At 69.7% G+C, this 21,821-nt stretch carries 21 protein-coding genes; 6 read left to right on the forward strand and 15 right to left on the reverse strand.

Annotated features, from left to right (window positions below; translation table 11 throughout):
• Positions 1-110: 110 nt before the first annotated feature.
• The 3 genes from OG609_RS09035 to OG609_RS09045 are packed head-to-tail and all read right to left on the reverse strand — an operon-like array spanning position 111 to position 2,162.
• Positions 111-815: an ATP-binding protein gene (locus OG609_RS09035; RefSeq protein ID WP_327272335.1), complete on the reverse strand. Its 705-nt coding sequence runs from the start codon at positions 813-815 to the stop codon at positions 111-113.
• Complete coding sequence (locus tag OG609_RS09040) at positions 815-1,834, reverse strand: hypothetical protein (RefSeq protein WP_327272336.1); 1,020 nt, start codon at positions 1,832-1,834, stop codon at positions 815-817. Before OG609_RS09040 ends, OG609_RS09035 begins: the two co-directional genes overlap by 1 nt.
• A gap of 1 nt (position 1,835) precedes the next feature.
• Positions 1,836-2,162, reverse strand: coding sequence for a transcriptional regulator (locus OG609_RS09045; protein WP_327272337.1), 327 nt, complete (start codon positions 2,160-2,162; stop codon positions 1,836-1,838).
• A 440-nt stretch (positions 2,163-2,602) separates the two neighbouring features.
• On the opposite strand from OG609_RS09045, the gene OG609_RS09050 reads away from it, so the two are divergent.
• Positions 2,603-3,049 carry a Secondary metabolite protein gene (locus OG609_RS09050; RefSeq protein WP_093798523.1) on the forward strand — a complete coding sequence of 149 codons (447 nt, stop codon included), beginning with the start codon at positions 2,603-2,605 and terminating at the stop codon, positions 3,047-3,049.
• 42 nt (positions 3,050-3,091) lie between these two features.
• Here OG609_RS09050 and OG609_RS09055 read toward each other — a convergent pair whose 3' ends face one another.
• The gene (locus tag OG609_RS09055) at positions 3,092-3,934 is read right to left on the reverse strand and encodes an MmyB family transcriptional regulator (RefSeq protein ID WP_405668214.1); all 843 of its coding nucleotides are present in this window, start codon (positions 3,932-3,934) and stop codon (positions 3,092-3,094) included.
• Positions 3,935-4,278: 344 nt separating this feature from the next.
• Here OG609_RS09055 and OG609_RS09060 point away from each other — a divergent pair, with 344 nt between their 5' ends.
• The 4 genes from OG609_RS09060 (at position 4,279) to OG609_RS09075 (ending at position 7,750) form a co-directional block, all read left to right on the forward strand.
• The gene (locus OG609_RS09060; protein WP_327272338.1) at positions 4,279-4,821 is read left to right on the forward strand and encodes a regulator component; all 543 of its coding nucleotides are present in this window, start codon (positions 4,279-4,281) and stop codon (positions 4,819-4,821) included.
• Positions 4,818-5,984, forward strand: a complete 1,167-nt coding sequence (locus OG609_RS09065) for an MAB_1171c family putative transporter (RefSeq protein WP_327272339.1) — start codon at positions 4,818-4,820, stop codon at positions 5,982-5,984. Before OG609_RS09060 ends, OG609_RS09065 begins: the two co-directional genes overlap by 4 nt.
• Before the next feature lie 19 nt (positions 5,985-6,003).
• Entirely contained in the window at positions 6,004-7,182 is a 1,179-nt protein-coding gene (locus tag OG609_RS09070; RefSeq protein WP_327272340.1) for a cytochrome P450 family protein, read from the forward strand.
• Positions 7,183-7,246: 64 nt separating this feature from the next.
• A complete protein-coding gene (locus OG609_RS09075; protein ID WP_327272341.1) occupies positions 7,247-7,750 on the forward strand; it encodes a DUF6924 domain-containing protein in 504 nt (167 codons plus the stop codon).
• 85 nt (positions 7,751-7,835) lie between these two features.
• Here OG609_RS09075 and OG609_RS09080 read toward each other — a convergent pair whose 3' ends face one another.
• The 8 genes from OG609_RS09080 to OG609_RS09115 all read right to left on the reverse strand — a co-directional run bounded on the left by OG609_RS09080 (position 7,836) and on the right by OG609_RS09115 (position 17,564).
• Positions 7,836-8,345 (reverse strand): topology modulation protein, encoded by a 510-nt coding sequence (locus OG609_RS09080; protein ID WP_327272342.1) that lies wholly within the window; start codon positions 8,343-8,345, stop codon positions 7,836-7,838.
• A 196-nt stretch (positions 8,346-8,541) separates the two neighbouring features.
• Positions 8,542-9,672 carry a hypothetical protein gene (locus tag OG609_RS09085; protein WP_327272343.1) on the reverse strand — a complete coding sequence of 377 codons (1,131 nt, stop codon included), beginning with the start codon at positions 9,670-9,672 and terminating at the stop codon, positions 8,542-8,544.
• Positions 9,673-9,762: 90 nt separating this feature from the next.
• Entirely contained in the window at positions 9,763-11,832 is a 2,070-nt protein-coding gene (gene fxlM / locus OG609_RS09090; RefSeq protein ID WP_327272344.1) for a methyltransferase, FxLD system, read from the reverse strand.
• Between the two features lie 21 nt (positions 11,833-11,853).
• Positions 11,854-13,119: a lanthionine synthetase C family protein gene (locus OG609_RS09095; RefSeq protein WP_327272345.1), complete on the reverse strand. Its 1,266-nt coding sequence runs from the start codon at positions 13,117-13,119 to the stop codon at positions 11,854-11,856.
• A complete protein-coding gene (locus OG609_RS09100) occupies positions 13,116-16,211 on the reverse strand; it encodes a lantibiotic dehydratase (RefSeq protein ID WP_327272346.1) in 3,096 nt (1,031 codons plus the stop codon). Before OG609_RS09100 ends, OG609_RS09095 begins: the two co-directional genes overlap by 4 nt.
• Positions 16,212-16,321: 110 nt before the next feature.
• Positions 16,322-16,501 (reverse strand): FxLD family lanthipeptide, encoded by a 180-nt coding sequence (locus OG609_RS09105; RefSeq protein ID WP_327272347.1) that lies wholly within the window; start codon positions 16,499-16,501, stop codon positions 16,322-16,324.
• A gap of 188 nt (positions 16,502-16,689) precedes the next feature.
• Complete coding sequence (locus OG609_RS09110) at positions 16,690-17,343, reverse strand: hypothetical protein (protein WP_327272348.1); 654 nt, start codon at positions 17,341-17,343, stop codon at positions 16,690-16,692.
• A complete protein-coding gene (locus tag OG609_RS09115; protein ID WP_327272349.1) occupies positions 17,340-17,564 on the reverse strand; it encodes a DUF5999 family protein in 225 nt (74 codons plus the stop codon). Before OG609_RS09115 ends, OG609_RS09110 begins: the two co-directional genes overlap by 4 nt.
• A gap of 43 nt (positions 17,565-17,607) precedes the next feature.
• Here OG609_RS09115 and OG609_RS09120 point away from each other — a divergent pair, with 43 nt between their 5' ends.
• Positions 17,608-17,940, forward strand: coding sequence for a hypothetical protein (locus OG609_RS09120; protein ID WP_327272350.1), 333 nt, complete (start codon positions 17,608-17,610; stop codon positions 17,938-17,940).
• A 37-nt stretch (positions 17,941-17,977) separates the two neighbouring features.
• Here OG609_RS09120 and OG609_RS09125 read toward each other — a convergent pair whose 3' ends face one another.
• Genes OG609_RS09125 through OG609_RS46125 form a run of 3 tightly spaced genes read right to left on the reverse strand, consistent with a single transcriptional unit; the run spans position 17,978 to position 21,787 of the window.
• The gene (locus tag OG609_RS09125; protein WP_327272351.1) at positions 17,978-20,437 is read right to left on the reverse strand and encodes a tyrosine-type recombinase/integrase; all 2,460 of its coding nucleotides are present in this window, start codon (positions 20,435-20,437) and stop codon (positions 17,978-17,980) included.
• Positions 20,430-21,632 carry a tyrosine-type recombinase/integrase gene (locus OG609_RS09130; protein WP_327272352.1) on the reverse strand — a complete coding sequence of 401 codons (1,203 nt, stop codon included), beginning with the start codon at positions 21,630-21,632 and terminating at the stop codon, positions 20,430-20,432. The genes OG609_RS09125 and OG609_RS09130 overlap by 8 nt, the downstream gene beginning before the upstream one ends.
• The gene (locus OG609_RS46125; protein ID WP_389904472.1) at positions 21,629-21,787 is read right to left on the reverse strand and encodes a DUF5999 family protein; all 159 of its coding nucleotides are present in this window, start codon (positions 21,785-21,787) and stop codon (positions 21,629-21,631) included. The genes OG609_RS09130 and OG609_RS46125 overlap by 4 nt, the downstream gene beginning before the upstream one ends.
• Positions 21,788-21,821 lie beyond the last annotated feature (34 nt).

Genomic DNA, 21,821 nt, shown 5'->3' on the forward strand with positions numbered 1-21,821 from the left:
GTGCTCCGATCGCTCTCCGCGCGCAGGGGCGTCGGCGGAGAGGTGCGCTGGCGGCAGGTGCCCGGGGCGGCGCGGCGGGGGCGCGGTCCGGCGGGGTGGCCTGTGGAGGGTCAGGCGGCGGCGCTGTGGCGTCTGCGGTCGACGGCCTCGAACTCGACTCGGGTGGTCATCTGCGCGAGCCTGCTGGCGACGCGGTCCCCGAGGTAGGAGCGGAGGTCCTTGATCGCCAGGTTGGTGGTGATCAGCGTGGGGAGTTCGTAGTTGTACCGCCGGTTGATCAGCCGGTACGTAACTTCCTCGACCCACTCGCTGGCCTTGGCCGCGCCGAGGTCGTCGATGATCAGCAGCGGGCAGCGGCTGACCGCCGCCAGTTCCCGCTCGCTGTCGACCCCGGGCCGGGGGCGGAGATCGGCGTAGAGGTCGGCAGCGGTGGTCGCGCGCCAGCGAACACCGACGCCGCTCTGCACCAGCGCTCGGACTGCGCCGTACGCCTGGTGTGTCTTGCCCGCGCCGACGACTCCGGCCATCAGCAGGCTAGGTCCGGTGGTGACCTGTCGACGGGCTCCTCGGCTGGGGGCGACGGCTGCCTCGGTGACCTTCCGGACCCAGTCCAGGACCGTGGGGTGGTCGGCGACAGCCGCCTGGTAGCGCGGGGGCATCCCGGCCAACAGGGCGTCCAGCGGGGAGAAGGGCTCGGCGTCGTCGGGGAGCGTGGCGGAGGCCGGGTCGATGTTGCGGGCGGCCAGGATCCTGGCCATGCGCTCCAGGGTGGCTTCGCTGCCGAGGAGCTGCGGTTCGCGGTGACGGGTGTGCATCACAGCTCCTCGGCGTAGGCGGCGGAAGCGTTGACCGGGTTGGTCCACGCCTGGTGGGCGGGCACGTTAGGCCGCATTCCCGGCCGCGCCAAACCGCCGGAGCGAGCGTTCATCGCCTCGTTGACCATGCTGGTCAGCACGCTCGGGTGCTTCGGGTTCGCCGTGAAATTCGCCAGCCCGGCTCGGATGTGCACCGGAGCGATGCCCTCGTCCAGGAGCTTCTTGATGATCCGACCGAGGTGCCCGATCACGTCGCTCGGGGGGCGCTGGTCGCACCCGGCGACGTACTCCCCGACGAGGTCCTTGGCGGAGATGCCGGCTGCGGGCGCTGTGCGCCCCGTAGGGACAAGAGATCCAGGATCCAAGATCCTAGATCCAGGCGCCGAGCCTTCGGGCAGGCTTCGGGGAAGGTTCGAGGAGTCCTCGGGGAATGCCTCCTGACCTGGGGTTTCCGATCGGGAGCCGCCAGGGACGTCGACCAGGTGATCGGTGGCTGCCTGCCGGTCGGCCGGGGACACAATCGCGTGCCCGGGAGACGTCGAGGTGGCCTGGGCGGGCAGATCGAGGGGTCGGGGAGCGTTCGGCGAGGTCTCGGCGAGTCCTCCGGGAGTGGTGGGCGAGCCCTCGGTCTGCTTGGTGCAGTTGCCCTTGCAGGGGCCGCACCGGCCGGCAGCCTGGTGCTGCGGGCACGATGGCAGGCGGGACTGGCTCGGTTTGTCGATCTTCTGGTGCTCGGACCAGGTCACGATGTGGAGGTAGCGGCGGCCGTCGCAGCCGGTGTACCGGCAGATCAGGCCGGCGCTCGCGAGCTGGTGGAGATCGTCCTCGACGTGGACCGAGGTGTGCTCGGCGCGCAGGGGCCACAGGAGCCCAGCGATGATCGCGGCGTTGTCGCGGTGCCGTCCGTGGTCGTCGGCCTGCGTGAGGAGGCCGAAGAAGGTCCGCTCGGCCTCCACGCTCACTTCGGCGAGCGACTCGGAGAAGAACGCCTCCGGCTTGATGGTGCGTATCCGGGCCATGTCAGCGGCTCCGACCGGCGGCGATCAGGTCGCTGCAAGTGAGGGCGGCGCGCTGGATGTCGAAGGTGTGCGGCCGGGTCCAGTCCGCCTCCGGCCAGACCCGCAGGATCCAGCGGGCGGCGACCGTCGCCGTCGTCCGGCTCACCTCCAGGGCCTTCCCGCCCTCGTCCCGGATAGCGGCACGCGGGTGGGGCCACGCCCGGCTCGGGTCGGTGAGGCTGACTCGGATCGTGGCCGCGCCCGGGATCATCTCTGCGAGCTGAGCAGCGAGACGGTGCTGTCGTTGGGTATCCGGGCAGGCTGGGTTGACGCTCGGCGTGGCGAGCATGTGATACTCCGTTGTTCGTAGGAACGCGGTGCGGCGGTTCTCGTGCAAAAGCCCCGCCGCCCGCGAGATGTGGATCGGTACCCCTCGGGGTGTCGGCCCGGTGCTCGGGAGTTGGTAGCTCCCGGGCGCCGGTCTCATCCACCCCTGTGCACCCTGCGGTCGTCATGACCCGCGGGTGCTCGTCTCCTTCCCCTCCCGGCTGTTCCGTCGGCCAGTGATCTCCGCCTGTGGGCACCAGGACCATAGGGCGACCCTCGGCCCAAGTCCAGCTTCTATAGACCAGCCCCCACCAGCAGTGGAACACTGCAATGGATGTTTTCGATGGACAACGTACATTGCAGTTACGCCATGCCGTCAACTGCAATGGCGAGACACTGGACCTGGGTAACCATGATCACCACTGAGGTGGATATGATGGCCGCAATGACGGAGATCTGGGGATGACCGAATCGCGCGAGCGCACCTTCTCGGAGTTGCTCGACTACCTGTTCCGAGAGGTGCACCCGAAGGGCCGCGGCCCTTACACCTACGCGGAGGTCTCTCAGGGCATCCGTGACACCTCCGGCGTCACCATCTCCGCGAGCGCCATCCAGCAGCTCCGCACCGGCACCAACTCGAACCCGAAGATGCAGACCATCCGCGCGTTGGCCGGTTTCTTCGGCGTGAACCCGGGCTATTTCTTCGACGAGGAGGAGGCGGAACGCCAGCGTGCCGAGATCCAGTTGGTCGCCGCCATGCGCGACCAGGGGGTGCGCCGGGTCGCTCTGCGCGCGAACGGCCTCAGCGCTTCGAGCCTGAACATGGTGAACACCGTGATCGACCAGGCCCGAAGACTGGAAGGAATGCCCGACGAGTCGGAAGCGTCGGGACTGCTCGACGACAAGTAAGGGCTTGGCCGCACACAGAGCAGCGCGTACCGCTCCCGTCGATCACGTCTCGACAGGTTCAGAGTCGGTTTCCATCAGCACGATCACCCGGAGGAGGTCGCTGCGCATGGGCCGCAGGGCCATGATCCGCACGCCGACTTCTCGGCCCCGATGGTGGGGAAGTCGAAGCCTGCGCAGGTCTCCGTCGGCGTGTTCGACCACCTCGCGGCGGTCCCACATCTGCCGTGCGGCCGGGGAACTCGTGAGGATGTCGCGCTCCAGCTGTCGCAGCGCTTCGTGGTCCGGATGGCGGGCGCGCTCGTAGCGGATCTGCCCTAGGTAGGAGCGAGCCCAGTCCTGCTCCCAGTTCACAAGCTGCTCGCGGGCCTCCGGACTGAGAAAGGCCCACCGCATCTGGTTCGCCTGGTGAGCCGCCCACGGAAACCAGTCCAGCAGCGGCTCGTTGTACCCGATCACGTTCCAGGCGAGGTCCGTCACGAAGGCGGGATCGGGGGCCTGGCCGTCCAGAAAGCGCTGCAGCACCTCGTCCATCTCCGCCGCCGCATCGGCCTCCGGAACCGCGGCGACCACCGGCGGATGACCCAGCGCCATCAGGTATAGGGCGTCGCGCTCGGCGCGACTCAGACCCAGCACCGACGAGAGTCGATCGAGAAAGTCAGCGGAGTACTTGGCTTCCATGCCCCGCTCCAGCGCCCCGTACCAGCGCTCACTCACCCCGGTCAGCCGAGCCACGTCACGCTGTGTCAGACCCTTCGCCCTACGGCCCGGAGAGGTCAGCCCGGGGATCTCATCGGGATTCACCCGCCGACGCCACGATTGCAACAGCTCAGGCAGCGACTCGCCATCACCTTCGCCACCCGCGACCCGCCCGCCCCGCACGCCCATAAGGGCGAGCCTAGGATGCGCTCACTGGGTGACATGCGCCATAGAGCGCCCAACCTCCCATCCGGTCGATCATGGTTCAGTCATTCAGCGTAGTCAGACATAACGGATAATCAAGTAATCAACTACTCAGAGTGCGAACCGCCTCGCGCCCGAATCACCGGCCCCCTACGTTTCCGGCCAACGGCGAGGAGGGGGTGACCGGGAAGGCTCACCCCCTCCGCCAGTCACCATGCGTAATCGGAACTGCCACTTCCAGGAAGCGTGAGTTCCTGCGTTCTCTTGGCATCCTCGGGGCTTCCGTCCACCCACAAGTTGACGCCCCGCCGAGGCCGAAGGGGAGCACCGTGTCCTTGCCAGAAGTCGACACGCGTCGACTGCGCGCATCGTGCGAAGAGCAGATCAACCTCCTACGTCTGCCGCACCGATTCACCACCCGCCAGTTGAGCGAGGCCATAGCCGAGCTTCGCGGGAAGCCCATCGTCCTGCAGCCGCTGAGCACGCTCGGCGCGATCGATGCGCCGTGCGGAATGAGAATCGAGACCCCGGACGCCGATCTCCTCTTCTACGAGGAGGGCACGTCCGTCCACCACCAGCGGCACATCCTCACGCACGAGCTGTGCCACGTGTACTGCGACCATCCGGGAAGCCTGGAGGTCAACGCGGACACGGCCCGCTCCCTGGGAGTCAACCCGACGCTGGTGATGCGTATGTCCGGGCGGACGAGTTACTCGACTGCTGACGAGCGCGAGGCGGAGATGATGGCGACGGTCGTCCGCCAACGCATCTACCGCGAACGCGAGGCCCCTTCGCACCGCCCCGAGAGGGGCCCGGACAGCTGGGAAGCCCTCTTCACCCAGCCCATCAGGAGAGGCGGCTTCCGCGCATGACGAATGCTGTCTTCCTAGGGATGGCGTTGCTGCTCGCGTCGATAGCCGGCTACTGGGTGCTCGGACGCGGAAGGCCCCGCCCGACCGGTACGTCGGCCATGGGCGCGCTTCTCGGCTCCTTCGCCATGGCCTTCGCCTCCTATGCGCCGCTGTTCAGAAACGTCGCGGAGTCGATCGTGCCGCACGTCGGCCGACTGCTGAGTAACTGCGCTTCTCTGGGTGCCGCCACAGCGGTCCTGGCCGTTTCCTTCCTGCTCAACCTCGAACCCTACGAGGCGCGGCGGCGCATCAGGGTCCGCCTCGCCCTGCTCACCGCGTCGGTCGTCATTATGACCGCGCTGTTCGTCTACGAGCAGCTGACAGCTCGTTCTCCGCAGGTCTACGCGCTCTACCTACTCCCCTACATTTCCTTCCTGGGGTTCTCCGTAGTCGACTTCCTGATGCAGGCCGTACGCCAGTCGAAGGCGGCTCGGCGCGACAGCATCCGGGGCGGTTTGCGGGTGGCCGCGGCAGGCTGCGTGTTCGCTCTCGTCTACGTCGTCTACAAGCTGACACGCGTCGTCGGCCTCGGTCTGGGACTGGGCGACGAAACGCACGCGCAGTGCTCATCGCTCGTGACCTCGACGTGCGCCTTCAGCGTCACCTCGCCGGCGCTCGCCGTCCTGCTGATCTGTCTCGGCCTCACGTGGCCTGCTGTCCTCTACCCGATCAACCAAGCCCGCCGTCGTCGCTGGGAAACCCGGTCCTTCGAGACGCTCCGCCCCCTCTGGCAGGACCTGTCAACCGCGATGCCGCAGATCGTCCTGTCGCCGGCCGAGGACGTCGAAGGCATCTCCGACGACTCCGACTTCCGACTGCAGCGGCGCGTCATCGAGATCAGCGACGGCATCCTCGCCCTCCGGCCGTACCGGTCGCGCAGGGTGCAGGAGAGCGCGGCGTCGAACTTCCACACCGCTACCGAGCAGGGCGCCGCCGCTGTGGAGGCGGCTGTGGTTCGAGCTGCACTGGCAGACTCGAAGGCTGGCCGGTACGCGGACGAAGTCGCACCTCCGTCGGTAGACGCCGCCGCCCGCGAGGATCTTCGGGCCGACACACAGTGGCTCCTCCTGGTGGCCGACGCCTACGCCCACGTCGGGCGTGTCGGCGTCGACGGCCGGCCATGAACGATTGGAACCTGAAGACATGACCGACCCGACTCAGGACCCCCGCTATCTCCAAGACCCCTACCCCACTTACGCGGCCATGCGCTCGGCATGCCCCGTACAAGCCGTAGCCGGCGGATCCGGCGGGCGCCTCAGCTACCTGGTCACCGGATACGCCGAAGCCCGGGAAGCACTCGCCGACGCCCGGCTCTCGAAGGACACCGCCGCGTTCTTCGCGGGCAAGGAATCAAAGGGGCGCCTCCACCCCGCGGTGGCGCACAACATGCTGTCGAGCGACCCGCCCGAGCACACCCGGCTGCGCAAGCTGGTCACCAAGGCGTTCACGACCGGGGCGGTCGCGGAACTGCGCCCGTTCATCGCCAGGGTCACCGACGACCTGCTGGACCAGTGGCCTGTCGGTGAGCCCTTCGACTTCGTGACCGGCTTGGCCGTCCCGCTACCCGTCATCGTGATTTGCGAACTGCTCGGAGTACCGGACGAAGACCGGCCCGACATCCAGCGCTGGTCCGGCGAACTGTTCGCGGCCGGACAGCCAGAGGTCATCGACGCGGCCTCGCACTCCCTGGCCGACTACATGACAGACCTCATCGCCGCCAAGCGCCGACACCCCGCCAAATCGCTCCTCGACCGCCTGATCTCGGCCCGCGACGGCCACGACCGGCTCAGTGAGGAGGAACTGGTCTCCCTCGCGGTGCTCCTACTCGTGGCCGGCCACGAGACCACCACCAGCTTCCTCGGCAACGCGACCCTCTCCCTGCTCCAGCACCCGGCCGAACTCGACCGCCTCCGCCAAAACCCGGACGACATCCCTACGGTGCTGGACGAGCTGCTTCGATTCGACTCCCCCGTCAGCACGGCCACCTTCCGGTACACCACGGAGGCCATCACGCTCGGCGGCACCGACATCCCGACAGGCGCACCGGTCCTGGTCGCCCTCGGAGCCGCCAACCGCGACCCGGAACGGTTCCCGTCACCGGACCAGCTCGATGCGAACCGGGACGCTGCCGGCCACCTCGCCTTCGGGCACGGTATCCACCGCTGCGTCGGCGCTCCCCTGGCCAAGGCAGAGGCCGAAATCGCGCTGCGCGCGGTACTGACACGGTTCCCGGGCCTCCGGCTCGCCGTACCGCCCGACCAGCTTCAGTGGCGGCACGCCCGTCTTGTACGCGGTCTGGCCTCGCTTCCCGTCCTGAAATAGGACGTTTCTTCTGGATCGCTCCCGCAGGGGCTGGATGTCAGTGCGGCGTGTGAGAGTGCTGGGCATGACGATGCCGGAGGGCCCTGCGCGAGTGCTGCCTGAGATTGGACGAGACTTGTTCGACGTTCTCGTCATCAGGACCGACTTCAGCGACGACGAGTCGTGGAATGCGGTGGTTGGGGAGTTGCACCGCCCGTGGGGGCCAGGCGGTGAGATTGCCGCAACAGTGCAGTTGGTAGAAGCGCCCGCTTGGTCAGGAGCCACGCCCGACGAGGTTCTTGCCGCCGTGGTGGATGGGGACCTGATTGTCGTCTTCCTCGCTGACCGCGACACGATGAAGTCGCCGGCGCGGGCGTTGCTGGCTCTGTCGACACTCTGGGAGGACGTGAGTGGCCTCGACCCCGTCTATTACCAGGAACTCATCGAGTCGCCGGAGCCCCGTGAGTTTCGAGCCGTGCCCGCCGCGGTACACGGCGTCCAGGCGGACCTGGCGCTCGGCAACGTGGACTTCGCAGAGTACGCTGCGGCTGCTTCCGCAGAGCCTGATCAGGTACTGCGGCCCATCTGAGCGCAACAGCGGTCGGCCGCTTCCTCGACAGAGGAACGGGTTGGGCTCGTTCATCCCGCACCCCCCTGACCGGGGCGCGAGCCGGTCAGGACTGCTCGGCGGCCACCTTCCGCAGCCAGCGGAGCGTCTGGCGCCGGTTGGCCAGCAGCACCACGTTGGCGCCGGCGCCGAACTCCTCGATCTTCGCCATCACGCGGGGTCGCATCTTGCGCCGGTACGTGGCGACGTACTTGATCACGCCCCAGTGGATGCGGTTGTGCACTCCGTTGCCCTTGTGCCCGGCCCCGTGCCGGAGCTGCCGGGAGAAGATCCCGTACAGGGCCGCCACGGTCGACACGTCCATCAGGACCACCGTGTCGCAGGCTTCGAGCCGTACCTGCAGCGTCGAGTTGTAGTTGCCGTCGATCACCCACCGCGGCTGCGAGACCAGCTCGCGCTGCACGTCGGTGAACTTGTCCCTGGGCAACGCGTTCCACTCGTCGTCGTAGAACGCGGCGTCCAGGTGCGTCACCGGGGCGTCGAGGATCCTGCCCAGCTCGCGGGCCACGTGGGACTTGCCACTACCTCCGCAGCCGACGATGGCGACCTTCCTCATGGTGCTCCAGCGTAGAAAGGTTGTGGTGATCGGCGAGCCAACTCGCGGGCCGTGGTGTGTTTGGCCTTTCTCCTGCCTGTTCAGTTCGGCGCTCATAGAGCCCTCTACCGACGATGAGCGTTGCCACACGCCCCTGGCTCCCCTGGTGCTCGACGCCGTGCAGGGTGGGCTGCTCTGGCTGCCCAAGCGCTACACCTCAAACCTGTGCACCAGTCCCTTCCTGCTGAGGGTGGGATCGCCCGACGCTGGCACGGATCACCTCGTCGCTGCCCCGCAGCGCCTCTGTCATCCTTGCGACCCAGAGCTCGGGGAGGCTGCCCCTCCCCAGCGCGCATGCACGGACGAGCTGTCGGGCCGCCTCGACCTGGCGCGGCTCGGCGAGGCTGGTGAACCGGTGGTCAGCCAGGCACTCGCGGGCGGCATAGCCGTCGGTCGCCACGACGGCCCGGCGGTGGAGCTCTGCAACCATCCGGTGCGCTTCGTCTTCCTGGTGCGGCTCCAGCAGGTCCAGAATCGTCAGGCCGAGGCGCGTGTCGAAGACGGTCATGCCCTGGTCGGGTTGGTGCTCGACGTAGTCCTCGACCAGCGTGCCGAGGAGGGGTAAGGCCGGGCCGCGAAGGGCCTTTTTGCACATCACGTCGAGGCAGCCGGTGACGGCGTTCTCCCAGCGTTCTCCGGGTGTGGTCATGGTGATGAGCGCTGCGGCGTCGGTGGGGGTGTGGCTGAGTGCGGCCAGGAAGGCGACCTGGCGGCCGTCCAGCATGCGCTGCCCGATGCCCCGGTGTTCCTCGATGTGGGCCAGCGCCTCCGCCCAGCGGCCGGCCGTGGTCAGGGTGCGGGTGCCGTCGGCCAGGACTACCTTCCACAGCCAGGTGCGCACCTCGTGGCGGTCGGTGTCGGTGAGGGTGAGGTCGGCCGGGACGTGGACTCCCTCGAACTGAGCGCTGGTGCCGTTGGTGACGGCGTCGAAGAGGTGCAGCAGACGGTGACGCCCGTCGTCGGCGGCGCCCGCGCGGATCTGGAGGCGGGCGAGGTTCACCACGGGTTCGAGGGCGCGGATCGCGGTCATGCCGGGCAGGGGGGTGGCGTGGAGGTAGGCGGCGGCGTGCTGGTGGCACATCTTCCGCGCGAGGTCGGGCAGCCCGAGGTCGGAGGCGATGAGGGCGGCCTGGTTGTAGACGGCCGAGGCGAGGCCCTGGTCAGCCTTTGCGGCTGCGGCGTCGGCGAGTTCGGCCAAGCCGTGCACGCGCCGGGGCAGGGGCAGGCACGCGGGTCGGAATCGGTAGATGAGCGGAAAGCGCTGGGCTATGGGTCCGTTCAGGTCCATGAGGTCCCCCGGGGATGAAGACGACGAGGAGCGGGGAAGGGCCGCGTGGTGCCCGCCGGCCGGTCGGCGGGCACCACGCAGGCGGATCAGCTACTGCCAGGTGACGCGGACGCGGTTCAGCGGGGTGCCGAGGACGAAGACACCGGGCTGCTCGTCCGCGGGCGCGTCAAGCGGCAGGATCTCGAAGGTTGCGTCCCGGCCGCGGTACTCGCGGTCCCAGGTGCGGACGGCCTCAGCGACCTTGGCGGCCAGATCATCGCTCCCGGGGCCGTGGCCGATGACGCCGAACTCCCAGAGCTTGTCGCCCTCGGGGGTCTTCTGCTCCGAGGGACGCCGTGCGAGATAGGTGACGGCGCCCTTCTCGACGGCGGCCGTGGCCGAGGGGTAGGGGTCATCGGTGAGCACCGTGCCCTTGACGGACTGGTGGAAGAGCATCCGGATCAGCCCGGATGGCAGGACGCAGGAGACGAACAGCTCCATCCACTCCGGGGACTCCCCCGCGCGGACCGTCATCCCGGTCCACTCCTCGACGCGCGGCTGGTCAAGGACACCGGCAAGGGCGTCGGCGTCGAGCGCCAGGCCGGCCGGGGCCTGGAGGCGCACGGCGCCGTCCGTGCTGAGCGGCACGGCGCGGCGGTCGTCGTCGGCGATACCTCGGCGCAGCGGCATGAAGGTGTTCATCTCCGAGCCGACCGACTGCCACCGGCCGTCGCGCTTCACGTAGATGATGGAGCGCGAGACGCTGCCCGTGAGTCGCTGCGGGGTGACGAGTCGGCCGCCTTCGGCGAGCTGGTCGAGCCAGGCGTGGGGGATGCCGTGCGCGCCAACGGTGGCGATGATCCGGTCGTACGGGGCGCCTTCGGCGTGGCCAAGGGCGCCGTCGCGCGTCAGGGCCTCGACGTTGGTGGCGCCGGCGGCGGCGAGGTGGGCTCGGGCGCCTTCGACCAGGTCGTCATCGACGTCGATGGTGGTGACGTGTCCGCTCGGGCCGACGAGGTGGCCGATCAGGGCAGCGTTGTAGCCGGTGCCAGCGCCGAGTTCGAGGATGCGCTCCCCTGGCTGGGCGTCGAGCTGGTCCAGCATGAGGGCGACGACCGCCGGTTGGGAGGCGCAGGAGATCGAGGTGCCCTCGGGGTCGTACTTCACGTTGACCGGGTTGTTGGCGTAGGCGTCGGCCAGCGGGGTGTCGGGGACGAACAGGTGCCGGGGCACGGTGCGCAGGGCGGCTTCGACCGCGGGGGTGCTGGCGTGGCCGTCGGCCTGGATCTGGTCCACCAAGGCGTTGCGGAGCTGTTCGGCGTCGGCCTCGGGGGCGGTGAGTGTGTCGGTGTTCACCGTACTGACGCTATGGGCCGCGGAGCCCGATCCTGTTGCTGACGCGGTGTTTTCACTCGATCCCATGACTGCCTCTCGTGCGATGTGGAACAGGGTGTGCTGGTCGGCGGACGGCAGACCGGCACGGTTGGCGTGGAAGATGGTGTGGTGTGCGATGACGGCGCGCAGTCCACGGGTCAGGTCGCCTTGGGCGGCGAGGTAGGCGAGCGTGGTGCCGACGCTCTCGAAGGCGGCGATCCAGTCGGCGTGGCCGTCCAGCGGCCCGCGCTCGCGGCACAGGCTGCGGGCCTCGGTCGTCATCAGGCTCCTCATCGCCGAGGTCAGGCGCGTGGACGCGGGCGTGCTGGCACCGGGGCGTAGTGCGGAGACCTTCGCCCACACGTCACCCTGCTCGAACCAGTCGAGACCCGAGGCGCGCATCAGGCTGCTCATCAGCAGGATGGCGGTCTCGCGCCGCCCCAGGTGCCCGTCCTTGACGGGATAGGTGAGCAGGTGGCGGCTGTCCTCGTGGAAGAGGGCGTGCGCGGCCGTCATGGCGTCCGCCCCGCCGAACGCCTCGGTCTCCGGCTCGTAGATGCCGGTCATGTGGGACTGCGCGGTGCCGTCGGCCACCCACTCGTCCAGCAGAGTCAGCACGATCGGGGACGGCTGGTCGGCGACGTACCGAAGGCGCCAGGGCTGCTTGTTCATGAACCACCAGCCGCTGAGCTGCCCATCGGCCTCGGCCGCCAGCAGCGCCGGGGCGAGGCGGTCGGTGACGGCGCGCCGCCCGGTGTCCCGGTCAGGGAAGGAGATGTTGTGCTGCTGCCAGCGGTCGGAGCGCATTGCGAAGTCCTTCGGTCGAGTTCAGGCGGTGAGCAGGCAGGCGTCCCAGGCGGTGCGGGGCGGCTCCGCGCTGTCCGCAGTGAGCAGTCCCAGCGCGGTTCCGGCGGCGCCGTCGAGGAGACCGGCGCCCGCCGCGTCCTTCAGCAGCAGGGCGGCGGCGTCGCCGGGGGCGGAGCCGGGCGGCACCAGCACGGTGAGAAGGGCGGGGATGGTGGCGCGGAGTTGACCGGCGGTGGCATGGTCTGCGTCGGCGGCAACGCATGCCGCGATGTGGACGAGACCGGCGAAGCCGTGGCACAGGCCGCTGTCCGTGGTGGCGCGAAGCTGCGCGCGGTCGCTCAGCGCGTTCAGCAGGGCGGCCTCGGCCTCGACCTGGAGGTCGCTGTCGCCGAGAGCGAGCGCGGCGAGCTGCTGGGCACGGGCCAAGCCCGCGGTGCCGTAGCACCAGCTCGGCCGCCGTGGTGCCGCGGCCGCGGGCCGGCCGCTGCGCAGTTCCTCGCGGGTGATCCAGTACGGCCAGGCAGTGCCGGGCCCGGTGGGCGCCTTCCACTGCTCCAGCCAGGCAAGGATGGTGCGCATCGCCTGATGGTGGCCGGTGGCGGTAGCGCCCCGGCGGGTGGCGAGCGCCAGCAGCGCAAGGACCGCGCCGACGCCGTGCGCCATACCGTGGTTGGCGTGCCCGCCGGGGAAGCGGTCGTCCGGTCGGCCGGACGGCCCGGTCGGTACCCACCACCCCGGCAGGCGTTCGCCGTCGTGAGTGACCGGGTTGGTCAGGCGCACGCAGTAGTCGAGAACGGCCCGGGTCACCGGGCCCGCCGGGTCGCGGCGCAGCAGGTAGGCGCCGTACCCGGTCAGGCCCCGGATGGCGTCGAACTCGGCGAGCGCCGGAAGCTGCCCGGCCTCGATCCGGCGGTGCGCGGCGTCCAGCCGCCGCCGGGCGTCCGTCATCACCTGCCGGTCCAGCACATCGAGGCCACGCCGGTAGGAGTCCGGAAGCTGGTCGGCTGCGCACGCCACGGCATGGGCGAGCGCCGGGGCGCCGTAGAAGGGGTGGCTGTCTGGGCCGCTGGTGAAGGGCTCGCGGGCCGCGGCGGACAGCCAGTCGTGGGCGCGCTGCCAGGAGGCAAGCCCGGCCGCGGCGCGCTCGATGTGCAGCAGAGCGATGCCGGTCGGGCCGTAGGCAAGGTGCTGCCGGTTGTCGTCGGCGGTGACCGCCGTCGGCGCCTGGTCGGGGTGGGCGAGCCGGTCGGCGACCGCGGTGGCCACCGCGGCTGCGGTGTGGGTCACGGTCGCCTCCTGGCGCGGGCGGTGAAGGCCAGGGCGGCGGCGCGGGCCAGGTACAGGCAGACCTCTTCCTCGGGGAAGTCCACCGCGATGTGCCGTACGAAGTGGACGTGCAGCAGGGAGGTCAGCGCCCCGTCCACGGCGATGCCATCGGCGTGTGGGCCGGACAGGTGCGGCCTGTACGTGGCGAGCGCAGCAGTGCGCTCGGCCCAGGCGTCCACGATCGCGGGGCCGCCGGGCTCTGACCGCAGGGCCGCCCAGTCACCGCGTGGGTCTGCCAGCCGCACGGCGTCGGTGAACTGCGAGCGTGGGACCGGATTGGGCGCGGTCGGCTCGATGTGGTCGATCAGCCAGCGCGCGCCGGTGTCCGGGCCGCCGAGAAGGGCGGAGGCGATGGCGAAGAAGTGCGCGGCCACGAGCGTGCGCTGCGCGGGCCGGACGGGCTGGGCGAGCTGCGCCACCGTGGCCAGGGAGTCCGCGCGGAACACGGCCTCGGCCGCGTCCCATGCCGGTCCGGAGCCCCACCGGCCCGTCTCGCGGTAGGAGGTGGGGTACCGCAGGTCTGCCAGCAGCCCCGCGGTCCGCAGTTCGTCGGCCCAGGCGCTGACCGTGTGGGTAGTGTCGGCGAAGTCGTCCGGGTCGGGCAGCGCGATCCGCAGGCGAAGGTGCTGCTGGGGGTCGCGGAAGCGGACGTACCACCAGGGAGGAGAGCCGAGGCGCCGCATCAGGTCGGGCACGTGCCGGGTCAGCAGGGCGTCTTGACGCCGCGGGTCGCCGTACAGGGCCACGAGGAGCACCGGCGAGGCGGCCGGCGTCTGGATCTGGGCTGGGGACAGCGCGCGGGCGGTGGTCGGCGTGGGCAGCGCAGGCCAGGCCAGAGGCCGGACCGCTTTGAGGGGTACCGCGATCTCGTGGGCCCGGCCCCCGCTCCAGCCGTCCGCCCCGGGCGGAGCGGCTTCCGTCAGCAGCGCCGTACCGGTGCGGTCGAGGTGTTGGCGCAGCAGGCTCCGGTGGCCGGGCTCATCGAGGTCGAGCGGCAGGCGCCGGTCGTCCTGGACGAGGTGCACGTGTTGCGGCAGGCGTCGGCGCTCCCGCCAGCCGGACAGCGCGGCGTCCCAGTCCGCGCCGGGGCAGCGGCGGTCGGGGAGGTCGTCGGCCTCCAGCCTCCAGCGGGCTGCTACCAGCACGATGCGGCCGTACCGCAGGCGGGGGAGGAACGGCATTGCTGCGGCGGCGCCCCAGTCGAACCGGGTGACCTGGGCGTTCTGCGCCCGGGACACCTCGGTGATCAACCGCGCCAGGGGCGGGGTGTGCTCGGCAAGGTTCAGTGCATGCATGCCGACGGCCTCGACGCGCAGCCCGCGGCTCGGAGCCGCCAGGTACATCCGGCGCCCGTCGCACGCCACCGCCAGATCCGCCGGCGAGAGCACTGTGGCGTCGGGGGCTCGGTGCTCTTGCAGGCTGATCACCAGGGGCAGCACGCGCGGGGTTCGGGTGACGTGGGCGGTGTCGGGCAGCAGCGCGGGGAAGGAAAGCTGCGCCGCCACCGTGCCCTCGTCAGCCGTGGGTAGGTCAGCCAACTCCGCGCGCAGGCACTCGCGTTGTGTGGCCGGGAGGACGCTGAGGAAGCGTCCGGCGGTAACCCCGGCTCCGCGTGACACGCTGGTCAACTCCACGGTGAACCGCCCACGGCGGACTTCGGCGAGGGTGGCCGCGTGCAGCCGCACGCCCACCTCCAGGTGGCACGGTATCCGCAGCTCCTGCGGGCCTCGGTCCAGGGCGGCCACGATCTCGTCGGTCAGCACGACCTCGTCGCGGCCGTCGAGCGCCGCGGCCTGGGCGAGGCGGAGCAGCACGTCGTCCCGCGGCGACAGGCGCCGGCGGCCTTCGCCGGTCGGCCTGCCCGGGTACCCGTCCGGGTAGCCGACGCCGCTGTCTGCGACAACTTCCATAAGCGGCACCATGGTGCCGACGCCGAACCGCTCGTAGAACCGCTGGTGGTACTCGTTCCACGGCTCGGTACCGTACGGGCGGGCGCAGAGACGGGTGAGGATCGTGGCGGCGCGCTCGACCTCGCGGGCGACCAGATCGGGGAGCACCACGGTGGCGTCCAGGCACAGGTCCAGGGCGAGCGGGTGACGGCGGAGGCCCGGCACCAGATCGCGCATCCGGGTCGCTACGGCGTCCCGGCCCTCTGTGGTGCCGCACTGCTCCAGCCCGGCGTGGACGGCGCGCAGCTCCCGGACGACGGGTGCCAGGAGACGAATGTCCTCGGCACGGACCGCGTCGAGCTGGGTGACGAGGTGACCGAGCGCGTCGGTCTCGGTCGCCGGCGCGTGGAGGTTGGTGATCAGCACGCGCCGCCGCACCAGGCCCGCGAGGAGCCGCTTGACGCGCTCCGGGGCCACGGCCGGGAACTCGGCCATCAGCTTCTCGGCGAGTTCCCCGATCCGGATCGGCGCGTCAGCCGCGCGGAGGATAAGCCGGACCGGCGACGACAGCTCGACGGACGCCTCGACCGCTCGCCGCTGACCAGTCGGCCCGTCGTCCTGGTAGGGGACGACGAGACTGCCGTCGCGCTCGAAGGTGGTGTTGTTGACGACGACCGACAGGAGCGGCAGCAGCTCTCCGCTCCTTTCTAACTGCTCGATCAGCCTCCCCACCCACTCCGCACCGGCGCGGGCCACGACCACGTGGTTCTGGCCCCAGCGGGCGTGGGGCTCGGCGTCGAAGGTGGCCGTGGTGACTCCGGCGAACAGTCCGAACGGTGTGGGCCGGTGCAGCGCGCGCAGGAGGTAGCGCGCCACCGACACTCCAACGCGGCGGACTTCGCGGGTAGAAGGGGAGCTAGCGCTCTCCAGGGCCTCGACTTCGGCGGCGAGAGCCGGGCTGGCATGGCGGAGGGCCTGTGCGATGCCCGGGTCGTGCCAGATGCTGCGAATCCAGGCGAGGCGTCCGGTGGTGACCTCCTCCAACTCCTCGGCTCGGAAGGGCCGGTCGTCGAAGTCCGGTAGGGGAAGCTGGGTCACCGACGGTCGAGCGGCTGCGCGCACCAGGGCGGTCGTGCCCGCCTTGAACGCTGGGGGTATAGCCACGTGACGTGTCCCTTCGTGCGTCTGGAGGGGCGGTCGGAGCCGACGCGCCAAGTAGCGCGACAGCACCGACCGCGGTTCATGACCTGATGACCGGGTTCAGACGGTCAGGGTCAGTCGGTGAAGGTGACGCAGGCACCGCAGGAGCTGCCGCACCCGTCGTCGGTCAGAACGGTCAGCCCGGCCGCGTCGGACACCTCCAGGAGGGAGATGTTCAGGTCGAACCCGTCCGACTGGCCGCCGGCCGTCGGCTCCTGGACCTGGGTGGTGCTCTTGGTGACGATTCGCGTCATAACAACTCCAGGTGATTCGTTGGTGTGTAGGACAGGTGGTGCTTGCCAGCGCACTGAGGGCCGTGGCGTAGCGACGGGGCTGCGCCATGGGTTCAGGTTCTGGCCATCCCGGTCCGATGGTCGGGCCGGGAAGCTCTGGGGTGCCGCTCGACAGTCCGGTCCTTTGCCCAGGACCGTCGAGCAGCCGTCTATGCGGCGGGCACAAGATCGTCCAGGCTGACGACCTCGTAGTCCCGCAGTTCGCGTACGAGCTGAGAGGCGAGGAACCAGCCGATCTGGGGGTGGTTGTAGGGCAGGGGAGCATCCGAGGCGGCGAGGGGCTGGATGCCGTCGGCGGTGTACTGGTACGGGGTGCCGATGACGCCGTAGAGCGGGAACCGCGTGGCCAGCAGGGCGACGTGTCCCTTGCTCCTGAGCCGGGGGCACCGCCGGGCCGCCATCCGGGCGTGCTCCAGACACACCGGCGGCTGCGCGGTCTTCACCGGCCCGGTGTAGTCGTCGCCGTCGTCGGCCGTCTCTACGAAGAGGATGCCGTCGCTACGCTTCAGCGGGACCGTGCACACCTGGCAGCGCAGGAGCGCCATCGTGATGCGCTGGCGGAGCGGGTGCACCAGCCGCCACCTCGGGTTCCCGGTGGGCTGTCCCGCGAAGCCGAGTGACATGGAGTACCGGGCCCACAGCACGCCGCGGAGATCTCGGTCGGGCCCTGCCTCGTCCTTGTACCCGAGCCGCGGGCGCCGGTCAGGACCGATGCGTACGTTCAGGTTGAGGAGGGAGTCCGCCTCTTCGCCTTCACGGGCGGTGATGTACGGAACGACCAGGTCGGCTGCGGTGATCGTCATTCCGCGCTTCCGACCCTGAGCGCGAGCGGCCGGTGGGGGGCGACGATACGGCCGTCGGGGAGGAGCTCTCCGGTGTCCTCGAAGACAAGCACTCCGTTGCACAGCAGGCTCCTTCTCTGCACTTCAGCCGATCGAGTGGTCAGTGGCTCTGGTGACCAAGGCCGGGCCGCAGGAGGAACCACGTGGACCGCCGTCGTCTGGCCGTGATCCACTGGACTCATGAGCTTGTCCGTGGATGTTTTCGTCGTCGGTGAGGACGGCCAGGTGAATGTGCTGGACGTTCCGGAAGGTAGTTCGGACCTTGCGGGCTTCGAACGCTGGCGCACTTCGGTGTGGGGGTCCGACGCCGTTCGCTCACTGGGTGCGAGCTTCTTTCCGGCTCTGGCCAGCGGTGACTTGAAGGTGTTCCCGGACCAGGTGACGGAATTTCTGGCCGAGTGTGCCTTGATCCGCAGCCAACTTGAAGTCGTGGCCCCGCGTACCGATCCGGCGAAGTCACACGCCGAGTACGTCTGGCAGATCTCGGAACGCTTGAGGAACATCGAGGACGCGGCCGAGCGTGCGCGAGGCTCCGCCGGCGGTGTGCTGATCTGGTAGCGCATGATGCTGTCAGCCGTGTTCATTCGGACGGTGCTCATGGGGTCCCCTCGGGACGTGGGCGTGGGATGCCGAGGTCGGTGGCGGATCTCTTGGTGAGGCGGGCGGCTTCAGCCTGTTTGGCGCGGAGGAAGGTCAGGGTCGAGTCGATGCCTTCGACCTCGCCGAGCCAGTGCTCCTCCTGGGCTCGCTTGCGGCGCAGGAGGAGGTCTTTCTCGATCTCCGCGAGGCGGGGCAGCATCTTGGGGTTGACCTGGAGCATCGGGCAGCGGATGCAGGCGTGTTCGTGGTTGCAGGGGGTGCCGTAGGGGCGGGCGCAGTTGCCGAGTTCGACCTTGCGCTTGTCGAAGTGCTCCTCGAAGTCGGCCCATTCCTCGGGCGTGACCTCGGGGTATTCGATCTCCGGTCGGAGGGAGCGACGGTGGTTAAGGAACCGCTGGTAGTTGGTGACGATGTCTTCGGCGAAGACCGCGACGTAGCCCTGAAGGGTCTGAAGGTTCAGGTGGCCGAGCAGGGCGGCGCCGATGTGGATGGGCAGGCCGCCGTTGACGATCTCGGTGGCGAAGAGCCGCCGGAAGTCGTGCGGCGTGAAGGTCATATCGGCGAAGGCCCGGTGATTCTCGGCGAGTTCCTCGCAGCTGCGGGCGAACATGTGGATGAACGTGGTCGGTGAGATCACTGATCGCTGTGTGCCGTTCTGCCGTTGCATGAGGAACGGCATGGGCTCTGACCAGGTCTTCTCGTGCGGGTCGTAGCGGTTGAGCAGGCGGACCGGCCGGCCGTCGGGGGTGAGGCGACGGATGATCTGGGCGACCGCGTGGAACAGGTCCGCGGACATCGGGATGACGCGCTCGCGCTCGCTCTTGGACGGGGCGATGACGAGCAGGGCGATGACCTCGTCGTTCGGCCGCCGATACTGGCGGATGCTCAGGTGGGTGAGCTCGCAGAGCTCCTCGACGCGGATGCCGCTGTGCCGCAGGATCTCCAGGCCAGCCCACTCCCAGAACGCGGTGTCCTCGGTGAGCGTGACGTTGAGGACCTGCCCGTCCTCATCGGTGACGCGGACTGGCGGCTCGTCCTGGCTCTTGGCCCAAGTGCGATCGCGGTCGCTGGCCGTGCGCCGGTAGGAGTGCCCGTCGTGCTCGAAGTGCTCTCCGAACTCGACCGCGCGGGCCTTCTTGAGCAGGCCCGTCAGGTGCTCGTATCGGCCCTCGACGTGCGCGACCAGGGTGGGCAGTAGTGGCTGGCGGACCCGGATTCGGTCGGACATCCGCTGGTGGATCTCCCGCTTGCGCTTGGCGAACCCCTTGAGCTCCTTCGGCCGGATCGGGCAGGGCACGACCCACTGAGCCCACTGCTCGGGCTCGTCGATAGCCCAGCTGTGCAGGTCGAGATAGAGAGCGCGGACGGCCAGGAGGATGCCGGAGTCGTCCGCGCGGGTCCGGCGCTCGTCGCGGTCCCACCGCTTGATGGCCTCGCGCCACTGGTCATAGACCTCCGGGCTCAGCGCCAAGTCCTGCTGTCCCGGGTTGATCCTCTCGATCTTGGCCCAGAACGTGTTCGCGAGCTGGCGGGTCAGAGCGGTGATGGTGGTGTAGTCGGTTCCGGCCCGGCGCCGGGTCAGGTAGTCGATCAGCAGCTGGCGGACGCCCTGGTGCTGGATGGGGTAGCGGTCGACGAGCTGGGTGACGGTGAGCTGGCCGCGATAGACGTAGGCCCGCAGGGGCGGCGGGGTGCCGGGCGGGAAGTGGCCCATCTGGTGCAGCACCTGCCAGGTGCCCAGGCCCGCGAAACGGGTCGCCCCTGCCTTGCTGCCGTGGGTCACTCCGAGCCGCTTGCACTCCATGCCGAAGTGCAGCAGCGCCGATGGCGTCAGGTCCTCCAGCGCGATGCCACCCGTGGTCAGGGCGGCTGTCAGGTCGAACTTCGCCCGGACGCGGTGCATGTGGTGGACGTCGAAGGCGTCGGCCGCGACGAAGAACTTCTCCAGCAACGGATCGGGTTGGAGTTCGCGGAATCTCTGCGGGTAGTCCAGGAACTTGTTCGCGCGGAAGCCGGAGATCGACGGCCGGATGACCCGCAGGCAGAACGCCAGCTTGATCCCGGCGATCAGATCTGCGCTGTCAACGCGGTCCCCCTCGCGCGCGAGGACGCGTAGCGATTCGGCGCCTTCGTCGTCGAAGCCGCTGGCCTGCCACCTTTCCTGCCAGCTGTCGCCGGGCATCTCCTCCAGGACGGAGAAGACCCGCCGGACGGCTGTCCGCCGGCGTCCCGGGTTCGGCCAGCCCTTGGTGATCCGCTCGACGATGCGCAGGATCTCGGAGGCCGGGGCCCGGGAGAGGTCCCCGAAGGGGCCGGGAGGTGTGCTGGGCAGCGGCGCCGGTGCCGCCTTGAGCTCCGCGCCGGCGAACCGCGTGATGGGAGCGGGGACGAACGGCTCATCGCCGCCGTAGTCGACGCGGCGGTTGCGGGCGGTGAAGGTCTGGAGGTCAGCCACCGAACACCGCCTTGAAGTCGTCCGGGTCGTAGCCGGGGGCGATGGTGGGCTGGAGGCGGGGGCGCTGGTAGTGCGCCTGGAGGGCGTCGAAGAGGTCCTCGACGCGAGCGTGCAGGTAGCGGCCGGTGGTGGCCAGGTCCGCGTGCCGCAGGATGGCCCGGACCTCGACCAGGGTCAGGTTCGGGTCGTTCGCCATCCTCTCGGCCGCCGTGTGCCGCAGGTCGTGCAGGCTCCAGTTCGTACCCAGCCGGTCGTTGGCCCGCTGGATGACGCGCCGCATCGCCCAGTAGGTGAGCGGCTTGTCCGGGCCTCGGCGGGTGCGGAAGGCCGGCTCGTGCGGGGCAGGCATGCCCATCGCGTCGAGGTAGGCGGCCAGCACCACCAGGGCCTGCGGGCTCGCCGGGATCGGCTCGCGCAGCTTCGTGCCCTTGGAGACGACGTAGACGATCTGAGCCGGCCAGTCGACGTCTGCCGGGGTAACGCCGAGCAGCTCGCAGGCGCGGGCCCCGCTGGAGACGTAGAGCAGCACCGCGGCTCGGTCCCGGTCGTGGTTCATGGCCGCGAAGAACTCGTCCCACATCGCGTCCGGGATGGCCCGGGGCTCGGTGGCCGGGACACGCTGACGCAGACGGGAGCGGCGGAAGGCCGGCACGGCCTCTGCCGGACTGCGGTGGGCCAGAGCCCGACGCCGTGCCTCGGAAACCGGCACCGGATTCATCAACGGCCCGTTGCCCAGGTCGCGGTGGAAGTCGTAGAAGCTGGCCACCACGGTCAGGGCGTGGTTGATCGTCGACGGGGCGTAGCCGGCCTTGAGGTATCGCTTGCCGGTGCGGGGGTTGACCGAGCCGGGCTGTGGCGCGTCCGGCCGGGTGCGGCGGCGTTGCGGATTCGGTGCCGTACGAAGCCATCCCACTATCACTGCCACCTCCCCTTCCGTTGCCTTGTTCCAGGTCACGTTCAAAAGCCACAGGAACCGGAACCACCGCAGCAGGTCGTTTGCGTAACTGCGGCTGGTTGCTGGGCTGTTGTCGTTCAGAGCGAGGTCCCGCAGGTAGGGCGTCACCGACTCGACCGGGCTTCCAGCGGGGTCGAGTACGGCGTACGCCGGGTGCTGGGTCTCCAGCTGAACGACCGAGCCGACGCGGGGCAGGACAGCCCGCCCCTCCATCAGCTGGTTGCGCAGATGCGACGTCACACAGAACTCCTTGGGCAGTCGGACATCGCAGTGCCCAACGACCTCAAGAAGGTGCAGTTAACACACCAGCCCTGCTCAGGGCGGTGCGCGACGGGTCGCGCGGCCTCCCTGTCGGGAGCCATGGCCGTGGGGCACGGCGGGTTGTGCGCACACATGGTGCTCGTCCTCTCGGGTGGGAAGTTGGGCCCT

It is taken from the genome of Streptomyces sp. NBC_01224 (assembly GCF_036002945.1).
Classification (GTDB): Bacteria; Actinomycetota; Actinomycetes; order Streptomycetales; family Streptomycetaceae; genus Streptomyces.